12 protein-coding genes are annotated in these 12,773 nt (G+C 72.8%); 7 read left to right on the forward strand and 5 right to left on the reverse strand.

All coding sequences use genetic code 11. The features are described 5' to 3' along the window. Positions 1-2: 2 nt before the first annotated feature. The gene (locus ABZX22_RS01105; protein WP_354904674.1) at positions 3-848 is read left to right on the forward strand and encodes a carbohydrate ABC transporter permease; all 846 of its coding nucleotides are present in this window, start codon (positions 3-5) and stop codon (positions 846-848) included. A gap of 7 nt (positions 849-855) precedes the next feature. Continuing rightward, positions 856-2,115 carry a mandelate racemase/muconate lactonizing enzyme family protein gene (locus ABZX22_RS01110; RefSeq protein WP_354904676.1) on the forward strand — a complete coding sequence of 420 codons (1,260 nt, stop codon included), beginning with the start codon at positions 856-858 and terminating at the stop codon, positions 2,113-2,115. Between the two features lie 204 nt (positions 2,116-2,319). Here ABZX22_RS01110 and ABZX22_RS01115 read toward each other — a convergent pair whose 3' ends face one another. Continuing rightward, on the reverse strand, positions 2,320-3,027 hold the full coding sequence (locus ABZX22_RS01115) for an FCD domain-containing protein (RefSeq protein WP_354904678.1): 708 nt from the start codon (positions 3,025-3,027) through the stop codon (positions 2,320-2,322). A 149-nt stretch (positions 3,028-3,176) separates the two neighbouring features. Here ABZX22_RS01115 and ABZX22_RS01120 point away from each other — a divergent pair, with 149 nt between their 5' ends. Both ABZX22_RS01120 and ABZX22_RS01125 read left to right on the forward strand, forming a co-directional pair. Further along, positions 3,177-4,352, forward strand: a complete 1,176-nt coding sequence (locus ABZX22_RS01120; RefSeq protein WP_354904680.1) for a mandelate racemase/muconate lactonizing enzyme family protein — start codon at positions 3,177-3,179, stop codon at positions 4,350-4,352. Beyond that, positions 4,349-5,284: a dihydrodipicolinate synthase family protein gene (locus tag ABZX22_RS01125; protein ID WP_354904682.1), complete on the forward strand. Its 936-nt coding sequence runs from the start codon at positions 4,349-4,351 to the stop codon at positions 5,282-5,284. Before ABZX22_RS01120 ends, ABZX22_RS01125 begins: the two co-directional genes overlap by 4 nt. 79 nt (positions 5,285-5,363) lie before the next feature. Here ABZX22_RS01125 and hisD read toward each other — a convergent pair whose 3' ends face one another. Both hisD and ABZX22_RS01135 read right to left on the reverse strand, forming a co-directional pair. Next, positions 5,364-6,659: a histidinol dehydrogenase gene (hisD, locus tag ABZX22_RS01130; protein WP_354904685.1), complete on the reverse strand. Its 1,296-nt coding sequence runs from the start codon at positions 6,657-6,659 to the stop codon at positions 5,364-5,366. A gap of 121 nt (positions 6,660-6,780) precedes the next feature. After that, positions 6,781-7,317 (reverse strand): helix-turn-helix domain-containing protein, encoded by a 537-nt coding sequence (locus ABZX22_RS01135; RefSeq protein WP_354904688.1) that lies wholly within the window; start codon positions 7,315-7,317, stop codon positions 6,781-6,783. Positions 7,318-7,403: 86 nt separating this feature from the next. Here ABZX22_RS01135 and ABZX22_RS01140 point away from each other — a divergent pair, with 86 nt between their 5' ends. Beyond that, positions 7,404-8,228, forward strand: coding sequence for an NAD(P)H-binding protein (locus ABZX22_RS01140; protein WP_354904691.1), 825 nt, complete (start codon positions 7,404-7,406; stop codon positions 8,226-8,228). Between the two features lie 37 nt (positions 8,229-8,265). Here the strand turns inward: ABZX22_RS01140 and ABZX22_RS01145 are convergent, their stop codons facing one another. After that, positions 8,266-9,510: an MFS transporter gene (locus ABZX22_RS01145; protein WP_354904693.1), complete on the reverse strand. Its 1,245-nt coding sequence runs from the start codon at positions 9,508-9,510 to the stop codon at positions 8,266-8,268. A gap of 231 nt (positions 9,511-9,741) precedes the next feature. Between ABZX22_RS01145 and ABZX22_RS01150 the strand changes: the two genes are divergently transcribed. Together ABZX22_RS01150 and ABZX22_RS01155 are read left to right on the forward strand one after the other, a co-directional pair. Beyond that, positions 9,742-10,491: a copper resistance CopC family protein gene (locus ABZX22_RS01150; protein WP_354904696.1), complete on the forward strand. Its 750-nt coding sequence runs from the start codon at positions 9,742-9,744 to the stop codon at positions 10,489-10,491. After that, positions 10,488-11,525, forward strand: a complete 1,038-nt coding sequence (locus tag ABZX22_RS01155) for a CopD family protein (protein WP_354904698.1) — start codon at positions 10,488-10,490, stop codon at positions 11,523-11,525. Before ABZX22_RS01150 ends, ABZX22_RS01155 begins: the two co-directional genes overlap by 4 nt. Here the strand turns inward: ABZX22_RS01155 and ABZX22_RS01160 are convergent. Then, positions 11,483-12,607 (reverse strand): hypothetical protein, encoded by a 1,125-nt coding sequence (locus tag ABZX22_RS01160; protein WP_354904701.1) that lies wholly within the window; start codon positions 12,605-12,607, stop codon positions 11,483-11,485. The two genes, ABZX22_RS01155 and ABZX22_RS01160, sit on opposite strands and share 43 nt — an antisense overlap. Between the last annotated feature and the right edge of the window lie 166 nt (positions 12,608-12,773).

The raw sequence follows: 12,773 nt of genomic DNA on the forward strand, positions 1-12,773 counted from the left end.
GCATGACCACCCGCACCGTACGGCGCAGCCGCGGCCCCCTGTTCCTGCTGGCGATGCCGCTGGCCTGGTCGCTGGCCGTCTTCGACCTGTTCGTGGTCGGCTGGATGGCGCTGTCGTCGCTGAAGACCACCAGGGAGGTCGTTCACGACCCGTGGGGGCTGCCCGCCCAGCTCCAGTGGGGCAACTACGCCGAGGCGTGGACCTCGGCCGCCTTCGGCGAGGGCGTGCTCAACTCGCTGCTGCTGGTGACGGGCAGCGGCCTCGGCACGATCCTGCTGGCCGCGCCCGCGGCCTACGTGCTGTCGCGCTTCCGCTGGCGGCTGTCGGGCCCCGTCACCGTGCTGTTCGCGATGGGACTGGGCATCCCGGGCCCCGCCATCATGATCCCGATCTACCTGGGCCTGGACCGGATGGGCCTGATCGACTCGCTGACCGGTCTGCTGATCGTCTACATCGCCACCAACCTGCCGTTCTCCGTCTTCTTCCTGACCGCCTTCTTCGCATCGCTCCCCCGGGAGCTGGAGGAGGCGGCGGCGCTGGACGGGTCGGGGCCCTACCACACCTACTGGCGCGTCATGCTGCCGCTGACCAGATCGGGGCTGATCGCGCTGTTCATCCTTCAGGCGATCGGCGACTGGGGCGAGACCTTCTTCGCCCTGTCGTTCCTGCGCGAGCAGAAGACGATCTCGCTGACGCTGCTGAACTTCGTCCAGACCATGCAGTACACCGGCGCGCGCTGGTCGGTGCTGTTCGCCGGGATCTGCATCGTCGTGATCCCACTGCTGCTGCTCTACCTGTGGATGAGCAGCCGCCTCATCGAGGGCATCGCCGCCGGGTACGGGAAGTGAGGAGCCCATGAGCCTGCGCGTCACCGCGGTGGAGCGCGTCACCCTGCATGTCCCCTTCCGCGAGCGCTCCCGCCCGTGGAACGAAATCCTCGTCGCCGAGTTCGCGGTGGTCGAGGTCGTGCGGGTCCGCACCAACGCCGCCGACCTCGTGGGGTACGGCGAGAGCCTGCCCCACTACACCTGGGCCAGGACCACCGACGAGACCGTCGCCCGGGTCGTGGGCCGCCATCCCGCCGAGGTGATGGCCGACGACACGCTGGGCGCCGGGCTGCAGATGGCGCTGTACGACGTGGCGGGCAAGGCGCTCGGCGTGCCCGTCCACGCGCTGTTCGGCCAGCCGGTGGTGCGGCGCTGGTGCCCGCTGGCGTGGTGGAGCACCAAGATGCCGCCCGAGGTGCTGGCCGAGGAGGCCAAGGACGCCCTGGCGGAGGGCTACCTCGCCCACAAGCTGAAGGCCAGGCCCTGGTTCGACGTGCACGAGCAGGTCGCGGCGATCTCGGCGGTGACCCCCGAGCACTACGAGCTGGACCTCGACTGGAACGGCATGCTGCGCACCCCCGGCGAGGCGATCGAGGTGCTGCGGCGGCTGGACCGGCAGCCGAGGGTGCGGATGTACGAGTCGCCTGTGCTGCAGTCGGACGTGGCCGCGCAGCGGGCGGTCAGGGCGCGGGCCGGCCGGCCGGTCGTCGAGCACTACAACGCGGCGCTGTTCCCCGAGTGGATGCGGCAGGACGCGATCGACGGCTTCGTCTCCTGCAACGCGGGCGTGTCGGGCACGATCGCGCAGGGCCTGCGGGCCGCCGCGTTCAACAAGGACCTCTTCCTGCAGATCGTCGGCCCTGGGCTGACCACCGCCTGGACGCTGCACCTGGGCGCCGTGCTCACCCACGCCCGCTGGCCCGCGGTGACGTGCCTCAACGTCTACGCCGACGACCTGCTGACCGAGCCGATCGAGATGCGCGGCGGGTACGGCAGGCTGCCCGAGGGCCCCGGCCTCGGCGTGACCTTCGACGAGGCGGCGCTGGAGCGGTGGCGCGTGCCCGACGGGTTCACGCCCGTGCTGCCCAGACGGCTGCTGAGCTTCCACCTCGGCGACGGCAGGGTGCGGCACTACGCGGGGATCAAGCAGCTGTTCGAGGAGTGCAGGTACGTGGGCAACCTGCCGGTCCAGCCGAGCGGGGCGAGCCTCGGGGTGCGCGACGACGACGGCTCGGCCGCGTTCGACGCGCTGTACCGGAGGGCGCAGGCCGCGCCGGTCTGGGAATGAGACCGGACCGGCTCCCGGCGCTCCGGTCCTCGCCGGGAGCCGGTCCTTTCCCGCAGTACTCCCGCGAGCGGTCCACCCGCACGCAGGCCTTCCGCACGCGGTCCACCCGCACGCGGGCCTTCCGCACGCGGTCCACCCGCACGCGTGCCTTACGCGAGCGCCGGCGCCGTCGCCGTGGAAGGCGCGCTGGACCCGATGGATCCGTCAGTGGTCGGCGCGGAAGGCGCGCTGGACGCGCTGCAGGTGGGCGCGCATCTGCTGTTCGGCCAGGGCCGCGTCGCCGGTGCCGAGCCCGAGCAGCAGGGCGCGGTGCTCGGCGTCGCTCTCGGCGTGCCCCTCCCCCAGCGCCTCCGTCAGCTCCTTGCCCCGCTCCCGCTCGGTGGTCAACGCGTCGGACAGCGCCTCGATCACGCCGCTGAAGAAGCGGTTGCGGGCCGCCTTGACCACCCCGATGTGGAAGGCGAGGTCGAGCTCCACCCGCCTGCGCAGGTCGTCGCCCACGTGCTCCACCTCGTCGAGCAACGCCCGCAGCGCGTCGAGCTCGGCCTCGGTGATGCGTGTGGCGGCCAGGCCGGCCGCCTTGGTCTCCAGCGCGAGGCGCAACTCGACCAGCTCGTCGAGGGCCGCGGCGTCGGCCTCCATCGCCAGGCGGAAGTAACTGTGCACGGCCACAGGGCGCAGCTCGCTCACGACGGCCCGCTTGCCCTGCCGGGTGCGGATCACGCCCTGCTGGGCGAGGGAGCGGAAGGCGTCGCGCACGACGCGCTGGCTCACGCCGTACTCGTCGGCCAGCTGGGCCTCCGAGGGCAGCTCATCGCCCTCGGACAGGCCCCTGGCGCGGATGTGCTCGGTGATCAGTCCGGCGATCCTCGTGCCGAGGAGGGCGCGGTCGCGCGGCATCGTCCCGGCCACTGAGTGCCTCCTTCACCAAAGACCTATGTTCGAGGAAAGCGTAGACCATGGCGGGTTTCCGGGGAAACCGCTGTGCTCAGGCACACTATTGACTTAGGTCCTAAGTGCGCTGAGGATGGGATCCATCCCCTCCCCGAAGGAGCCAGCGCATGCGCGTGACCGCTGTCCGCCAGTGGATCGCCGAGTTCGGTTACTACAACGCCATCTACGTCAAAATCGAGACCGACGACGGTGTCGAGGGGTACGCCGAGGTCGCCATGCGCCGCCGTACCAGGACGGTGTCCGCGCTGGTGGAGGAGCTCGGCGAGTATCTCGTCGGCAAGGACCCGACCAGGGTGGAGCAGCACTTCGAGCGGATGTACCGCGACTCCTTCCTCGGCGGCACGCTGCTGACGATCGGGATCTCGGCGATCGACGTGGCGCTGTGGGACCTCAACGCGCGCGCGCTCGGCGTGCCCGTGCACCGGCTGCTCGGCGGCAGGTTCAGGGACACGGTGCCGGTCTACACCCACGCCAGGGCCACCGAGACGCCCGAGCAGTTCGCGGCCGAGGTGGCCGACAGGATCGCCCGAGGCTTCACCGCCATCAAGACCACGCTGCCCGGCTTCTACACCAAGGTGTCGAGCGTCCACCACGAGACGCCCGCGGCGATCCCGGCCCGGCACACCGAGACCGAACTGCTGCCGAACTGGATCTGGCCGCTGGTGACCGAGTACTTCACCGCGGCGCGCGAGGTGGCCGGGCCCGACGTGCGCCTGATGCTCGACTGCCACGGCCGGCTGAACGTGGCCGACGCGGTGCGGCTGTGCGAGGTGCTGGAGCCGTTCCGGCTGACCTTCATCGAGGAGCCGGTGCCGCCGGAGCGGCCGGAGTGGCTGGCCGAGGTCTCCAGGCGGTCGACGACGCCGATCGCGGCCGGCGAGCGCTGGGCCGGCCCGTACGCGGCGGCCCCGTTCCTGGAGCAGCGGGCACTGGCGGTCGCGCAGCCTGACGTGATCTTCTGCGGCGGCCTGACGGCGGCCAAGCGGATCGCCACGATGGCCGAGGCCAACGCCATTTCCATGGCCTTCCACAACCCGTTCGGCCCGCTGGCCAGCGCCGCCACCTGGCAGCTGGCCGCGACGCTGCCCAACCTGCTGATCTCCGAGTCGATGCTGACGCCCGAGCAGCTCGTCTACTGGGACCGCTACACCGAGAACCCGCCCGAGGTGCGCGACGGCGAGTGGATCGTCTCCGACGCCCCCGGGCTCGGGCCGGTCCCGCGGATCGAGGAGATCGTCAAGCACCCCTTCCGGCCCGAGTACGACCGGGGCGGCACCCGATGAGAGGGGTCTGGCCGGCGGCGCTGACCATGTTCGCCGCCGACGGGAGCCTGGACGAGCGGGGCACGGCCGAGCACCTCGACTGGCTGGTCGGGCAGGGCGCGCACGGCCTGGTCGTGGGCGGCACCAGCGGCGAGTTCGTGGCGATGTCGGGGGCCGAGCGGCGCCGGCTGCTGGAGGTGGCGCTGGACGCGGTCGGGGACCGGGTGCCCGTGCTGGCCGGGACCGGCGCCTACGCCACGGCCGAGACCATCGCGCTGACCCGGCACGCCGAGCGGATGGGGGCGGCGGCCGCGCTGGTGGTCCTGCCGTACTTCCAGCGGCCCAGCCTGCGGGAGATCCTCGGCCACTACCGCGCGGTGGCGGCGGCCTGCGGGCTGCCGCTGTGGGTCTACAACATCCCGGCCAACGCGGCCGTCCCTCCCCTGCCGGTCGCCGAGCTGGCCAGGCTCCACCAGGAGGGCGTGGCGCACGGGGTCAAGAGCACGCTGCCGACCGTGCACGAGGTGCACGAGCTGCGCACGGCGACGGGTGAGGGCTTCGCGGTCTTCTACGGCGGGTTCACCGCGCCGCTCGAGGCCATGGCGGGCGGGGCGCACGGCTGGATCAGCGGGCTGCTCAACGTCGCCACGGCGGAGGGCACCGGCCTGTGGCGGGCGGTCCAGGCGGGCGACCTGCCGGACGCCCGCGCCAGGTGGGGCCGCCTGCTCCCGCTGCGCCGCCTGGTCACCGACGCCGTCGTGCCCGGGGCCGGCGACCTGGCGGTCTACCGCGGGCTGCTGCGCGTCTGGGGCCGGCCTGCCGGGTACTGCCGGGCGCCGCTGCGCGACCTGGACCGCGAGGAGCTGGCGATCCTGGAGCGGGCCTGGCGGGCTGTCGAGGACCGGGCCGAGCCGCCACCCGCCGCATCCGGCCCACCAGCCGCCGCTCCCTAGCCACCAGCCGCCGATCCTGGCCCGCCGGCCGCTGCTCCCGGCTCGCCGTCCGCGCGGTACGGCACGGCCCGCGACGGACTCAGTTCTGCCGGACGGTGACCGTGGCGGCGTGGGCGGGGAAGTCCTCGTGCTCGGCCAGCGCGATGATCGTCGGCGCGAGCCGCCAGAACGCGTCCTTGTCGAGCTGGGCGACGGGGATCCTGGTCAGGTAGGTGTGCACCGACACCCCGCTGGTCACCTTCGCGAAGCCGGTCGTGGGCAGCGTGGCGGGCGTGCCGATGGCGAAGTTCGACGCGGCGGGCGTGGTCCACTGGCCGAGCAGGACCGCGCCCGCGTGCCGTACCAGGGGCAGCCAGGCCTCCGGCTCGGCGACGGCCAGCTGCAGGTGTTCGGGCGCGTAGGCGTTGGCGACGGCCATGGCCTCCTCGGCCGATCCCACCAGGACGATGCCGCCGTTTCCGCGCACCGACTTCTCGGCGTAGTCGCGGCGCGGCCCGGGCAGCTCGTCGATCTGGGCGGCCAGCTCGGCGGCGGCGCGCTCCAGCACCTGCCGGTCGGTGCCGACCAGGACGGCGGCCGAGTCGAAGCCGTACTCGGCCTCGTTCAGCAGGTCGGCGGCCAGCAGGCGGGGGTCGGCCGATCCGTCGCAGACGATCATGAGGTCGGTGGGCCCGAAGCCGGTCTCAACCACGCAGCCGAGCCGCTGGGCCGCCGCCATCGCCACGCTCACCGCCGGGCTGCCGGGGCCGACGAGCTTGCGGACGGCCGGGATCGTGGCGGTCCCGCAGGCCAGGGCGGCGATGCCGGCGGGCCCGTTGCTGCGGTAGACCTCGGTGAGGCCCAGCTCGTGCGCGGCGAACAGCACCGCCGGGTCCACCCGGCCGTCCACGCACGGCGGCACGACCAGCGCGATCCTGCCCACGCCCGCGACGAGCGCCGGGGTGGCGAGCATGATCAGGACCGAGGGGAAGGAGCCCTTGCCGCACGGGACGTAGAGGCCGGCGCTCTCGATCGGGCGGACCAGCTCGCCGACGGTGACTCCGTCGCGCTCCACCCGCCAGTGCGAGCGGGCGAGCGCCGTCTCGTTGAACGCTCTGACCTGGGCGATCGACATCCTGACCGCCTCCTTGAGCGTGTCGTCCAGCTCGCCGCCGGCCGCCTCCAGCTCCGCCGCGCCGACCCTGAGGCCGGCCTTGACGCAGTGGAAACGGTCGAGCGCCTCGGCCAGTGCCTCGTCGCCGCGCAGCCGTACCCGCTGGACCAGGTCGGTCACCGACTTCACCAGTTCGGGGTCCGGCGCGGCCGTGCCTCCCCTGGCCAGCAGCCGGCGCCGCTCCATCTCCCCCGCCAGCCGCCACTCGATGATCGCCGCCATGCCGCCTCGCTCTCCGCACCGGAACCCTGACGACGGCTTGCCCGCGTCAGGGGAGGTATCCGGTCAGACCCCCGTCAAGTTCAGGTCAGAGAGACGGCGCCGCGACGCGCGGACGCCCGAGTCAGCCGGTGGCGATGCCGTCCAGCATGACGCGCAGGTAGTGCTCGCCGCGGGGCGTCGGGTGGCAGGTGAAGATGTTCAGCAACGTCATCAGGTCGTCGGCGCCCACGTCGGCCCGCATCTCCCCGCGTTCCTGAGCCGCGGCCACGAGCGCCTCGAGGCGCTCGACCATGTTCGCCCTGACCGTGACGAACTCCCGCATCTCCTCGAACAGCTCCTGCGGCAGGTCGGCCAGCGCCGCCGCCAGGGCGCCCCTGCCCTGGTCGCCGCACCACAGCACGAACGACCTGACGGCCGCCCACGCCCCCCGCTCCGACTCCTCCGCCTTGGTGAGCGCGTCGGCGATCTCGTGGATGTACTGCTCGGCCATGGCCGCGATCAGCGCGTGGCGGTCGGGAAAGCGCCGGTAGACGGTGCCGACGCCGACCCCGGCACGGCGCGCGATGAGCTCCATCGGCGCCTCGATCCCCCGCTCGGCCACCACGGCGCGCGCCGCCTCCACGATCCGGTCCCTGTTGCGGCGGGCGTCAGCGCGCACCTTCACTCCTAACTGGACGACGATCTTCCGCTTAGTGTACCGTCCCGACAGAAGCGGAATCCGATCGTCCACTTATGGAGGTTTCGATGATCGTGGTGACAGGCGCGACCGGTTCGATCGGCCGCGCGCTGGTGTCCCGGCTGCGCGAGTCGGGGGCCGACGTCCTGGCCCTGGTGCGCCGGCCCGAGCAGGGCGAGGCGCTCGGCGTGGAGTACGCGGTCGGCGACTTCGAACGGCCGTCGTCCGTGCCCATGGGCGAGCGGCTCTTCCTGAACACCGCGCCGTGGCCGAACTTCGCCCGGCGGCACAAGGAGGTCATCGACCGCGCCGCGGCCGCGGGCGTCTCCCAGGTGGTGAGCGTCTCGGTGCTCGGCGCGCGACCCGGCGCCCCGCTCAGCGGCGGGCCGCACGGCGAGGCCGACGCCCATCTGCGCGCGTCGGGGCTGCCCCACACCATCCTGCAACCCGTGGGCTTCATGCAGAGCCTGCCCGGCGAGGTCGCCGACGGGCGCTTCCACGGCTCCTACGGCACCGGACGCACCGGCTACATCGACACGCGCGACATCGCGGACGTGGCTTTCGCCCTGCTCACCGCGCCCGTCGGCGAGAGCGCGACGCACGTCCTGACCGGTCCGGAGGCGCTGACCCAGCAGGAGGTGGCCGCCCAGCTCAGCGCGGCGCTCGGCCGTACCGTCACCTACGTGGATCTGAGCATCGAGGAGATGACCGAGCATGCCCGGCGGCGGTGGGGGCTGCCCGAGGCGACCGCCCGCGAGCTGGCCGAGATGATGGCCGCGGTCCCGGACAGCGACTGGTCGAAGACCACCGGCACGGTGGCGGACCTGGCGGGGCACCCGCCGCGCTCGCTGGCCGACTACCTCGCCGACCACGCGGCCGACTTCGCCGGGTGACCCTCTCAGGACCTCCCCGGGACGTCCGGGGGACGGATCACGGCACGCCGCGGATCTTCCACACCAGCGCCGCGCCCAGCAGCGCCAGCACGGCGGAGGTCAGGTAGAGCACGGTGTAGCCGCCGAGCCCCGCGACGATCGGGCCGGCGATCACCGGGCCGAGCACCTGGGGGCCGGAGTTGGCGATGTTGATGACGCCCAGGTCCTTCGCCCTGCCGCCGGCGCTCGGCAGGACCTGGGTGACCAGCGCGTTGTCGACCGACAGGTAGGCGCCGAACCCCGCGCCGAGGACGGCGGCGGCGGCCACGACCACGGGCCACTGCGGCCAGCAGGCCATCATGACGGCGGGGATGACGCTGACCAGGCCCGAGCAGGTCACCAGCGCCTTGCGGCGGCCCAACCGGTCGGAGACGACGCCCGCCACCACCGTGGTGAGGACGACCGTGACGGTGTAGACGAGTATCAGGACCAGCAGGCCGTCGGTCGCCTTCTCGCCCGGGAAGAGCTGCTCGTAGCCCACCTCGTCGGTCAGGAAGTACAGCAGGTAGAGGGTGGCGATGGCGTTGCCGAGCATCATCAGGAACCGGGTGATCCACGCCCAGAAGAAGTCGGGATGCCTGACCCACAGTTGCTTCGGGTCGAACGGCGGGCGCTCGGCCAGCCGGGGATCCCTCGTGGTCAGCACGAACGGCAGCACCAGCAGCGCGACCACCGCTCCGACGAGCAGATACCCCGACGTGGTCGTGGTGGCCACGACGGTCACCAGCACCACGCCGAGCACCACGCCCACCGACTGCGGGACGCCGATCCATCCCGACACCTCGCCGCGCTGTTCGACCGGCACGTGGTCGGGCACGCCGGCGCTGAGAGCGGCCTGGGTGGCGTTGAGCGCGGCCTGGGCCAGGCACCAGCCGAGCGCGATGCCCAGCACGCTGGTCTGGAAGGCCATGAACACCATCGCCAGGCCGCCCGCCAGCGCGCCCGCGAGCGTCCACGGGTGCCGGCGGCCCCACCTGCCGGTCGTGCGGTCCGACAGGGCGCCGGCGATCGGGTTGGCCAGCATCGCCACCAGCGCGCCCGCGCCGGTCACCCAGGCCAGCGCGCTCTCCTTGCCGGCGGGGTCGGCGGCGGCGACCTGCTCGGGCAGCAGGACCTGCAGCGGGGCGAAGTAGCCGACGAACAGCGCCAGGTTGGCGAGCGCGATGCCCGCCACCCACCAGGGGCCCACCCTGCGCACGGGTTCGGCCAGCGCGCCGGAGGGCGGCGGGGACAGGCTGCTCATCGGGGCCTCCGCGCGGTGAAGGTCGGGGGGAACCCGGGGAAGCCTCGAGAAACCGGGGAGCCCGGGGAAACGCGGGGAAAGCAGGAAAGGGGGGAAAGCGAGGAAACGTCGGGAAACGCGGTGGCGGCATGCTACGCCGTATCCGATCATCACGGCTACACCCGCGCGCGGCCGGTGACGACCAGTGGGACCATGTCTTGGTCAAGACAGCTCTACGGAAGGTCGAGATCGGTGAGGCGGCTACTCACGGTCCTGCTGCTGGCGTGCGCCGCGCTGGGCGTCGCGGTCGCGCCCGCGCAGGCGCACAACGTGCTGACGGGAAGCGACCCAGCGGAGGGCGCCCGGCTGGCCTCCGCGCCCGAGCAGGTCACGCTGGAGTTCGACCAGCCGGCCCGGCAGGGCTTCACGCAGGTCACCGTGACCGGCCCGGACGGCGGCAGGTGGGAGGCCGGGCAGGCCGCCGTCAGCGCGAAGAAGGTCACCGCGCGGCTCAGGCCGCTCGGGCCGGCGGGCGACTACGTGATCGGCTACCGGATCCTGTCGGCCGACGGGCACCCGATCTCGGGCAAGGTGACCTTCACCCTGACCGTCGCAGGAACCGGCGTCCCCGCGTCGCAGGCCCCGGCCGCCGAGGGGGCGCAGGGCACGACGCCAGGCACGGTTTCAGGCACGGATTCGGGCACGGCGCGGGGCGCGGAAGGCGGCGCCCCGGGCGTGCCGCCCGCCGACCTCAGCGCGCAGGCGGCCGAGGCGGCGGCCAACGGCGGCGCGGGCATGGCGATCGTGTGGGTGGTCGGCGCTCTCGTCCTGCTCGCCGGCGGCACGATCGTCGCCCTCCGCCGCGCCGCGCCCGCCGGCGGACCCGCCGCCGTCGCCGAGGGGCCCCGCGAGCGCCCCGGTCCCGACGCCCCCGCGGACGAGGACCCCGCGCCCGCCCACCCCGGCCAGCCGGTCCCCGGCGCAGGGAAGGGCGAGGCATGACCGTCACCGGAGTACGGCCCCGCGCCCTCGCCGGGCCGTCGGCGGGCATCCGGCTGGCGGCGGGCCTGGTCCTGGCCGCCGTCTGCGCCGCCGTCGTCGCCGGCACGCTGACCGCTGAGGACCCCGTCCCCGGCATCCCGCTCCCCGGCCCGGCCGTGGAGTACGGCCTGCCCATCGTCAGGGCCCTGCTCGACCTGGCCGCCACCACGGTGGTCGGGCTCAGCCTGCTGCCCAAGCTGCTCGGCTTCGACGATCCCGACGCCACCGAGCCGGTCATGCGCCGGGTCAGGGCCCACGCCGTCACCGCCGCGTGGATCTGGGCGATCACCGCTCTGGTGACGATCGTGCTCTACACCGCGGAGCTGAACCCCGGCGCGGTCCCGACCCTCGGCATGATCGCCACCTACATCGGCTCGGTGGGCGCCGGCCAGGGCCTGCTGTTCAGCACGGCGTGCGCGCTCGGCTACGCGGGCATCGGGCTGCTGGCCGTACGGTTCGGCGAGAAGGTCCCCGCCGAGCTGCGGATCGTCATCGCGTTGTTCGGGCTGTTGCCGGTGCCGGTGACGGGGCACGCGGTCGACTCGGTCTGGCACGACCCCATCATGATCTCGATGGAGCTCCACGTGATGGGCTCCGCCGTCTGGACCGGCGGCCTGCTGGCGGTCGCCGCCACGCTCGCCACGCGCGGCGACCTGCTGGCCGTCGCGCTGCCGAGGTTCTCCAGGGCCGCCACGGTCGCGCTGGCCCTGGTGTCGCTGTCGGGCCTGGTCAGCGGCCTGTCCACGATGGCGCTGACCACGGGTGTGGAGCTGCCGGTCGATCTCGTCGCCTCCGAGTACGGCCTGCTGCTGCTGGCCAAGGTGGCGCTGGTCGGCCTCCTGCTCCCCCTCGCGGCGAACATCAGGTGGCGGCTCATGCCCGGCATCGCCAGGAAGCAGAAGAGCTCCATCGCCGCGTGGGCGGCGACGGAGCTCGTGGTGATGGGCCTGGCCTACGGGGTGGCCGTGGCACTCACCCGCGCCCCGATCGGCTGATCGGCGGCGCGCAGCCCGAACCTGGTGACGAACCACTCCATGACCAGCCAGGCCACGGCCAGGCCGGCCGCCGCCCACACCGCCGAGGAGGTGGCCAGGGGCGGCGCGGCCAGCAGGGAGTGCTGGGCGATCAGCGTGCCGTACACGGCGGCGGTCGCCAGCACCGCCCCCAGCACCGCCCTCAGGTACGGCAGGCGCACCAGGAACGCCACGTCGACCGCCAGCGCGGCGACGACCAGGAAGAACGGCACCGCGGACTCGGGGAAGCCGGCGACGCTGAGCAGCGGCCAGATGGCCGCGCGGTAGGCGACGAGCGCGGCGGCGACCAGCGTCGCCGTGCCGAACCTGCCGATCATCATCCGCGCGACGGCCAGCACGATCAGGCCCGCGACGGTGAAGTAGACGGGGTAGAGGAAGTCGGGCACCGGCAGGGAGAAGGCGACCATCATGTCACGGTCCACCGGCCGGCCCATCTGGTCGGCGGCGAACTGCATGAGGATCGGCTCGGCCGCCGGCGCTCCCCTGTCCCAGGCGGCGATGGAGAACACGCCGTACTCCTGGTGCTGGGCGGGGAAGAGCACGTTCTCCAGGAAGTAGACGAACAGCGCGGCGAGCACGGGCTTGCCGCCCCCGCCGATGTACCAGCCGCGGATCACGCCGGCGATCATGAAGAAGGTGCCCAGGTACAGCAGGATGTGGGAGGGGCTCCACGAGGTGATGTCGAGCCCGTTGATCCGGTGGTTGATCAGGTCGAGCGGCACCGCGACCAGGAAGACGCCGGTACCCCACTGGATCAGCCGCAGAGCGGTCCTGTCCACGCCGTACCCGGTGTAGCCGTGGATGATCGTGAGCGCGAGGACGATCGCCGTTCCCGCCGAGTTGAGCAGGTGCGGCGGCGCGAGATCGTCACGCAGCCACTTGAAATGCCAGGAGACGTCCCAGGAGGAACCCAGCACTTTCAGGGCGAAGGCCAGCAGCCATCCGTAGTAGAGGACCTTGAAAAGCTCTGGCGGCGTCTCACGCCCGGCCGGCCCGCGTGTCCAGTAGGGCAGGGCCCAATCGATGGCCGCTCGTATTCTCACGCCTGGACATCTTGCCTGGCCTTTACCTTCTCCGCAATCAGAGACCGGACGGGCGGGGCTTCCGTGGCCCGGGCGGGGTCAATACCCCACACCTGCCACAAAACGGTCAAGTCAGGGTCACGCCCGTCGGCGACTCCACCAGTCGTGACGAACGGTCCCGGGGTCG

This window comes from Nonomuraea sp. NPDC003804, from assembly GCF_040610675.1.
GTDB lineage: Bacteria > Actinomycetota > Actinomycetes > Streptosporangiales > Streptosporangiaceae > Nonomuraea.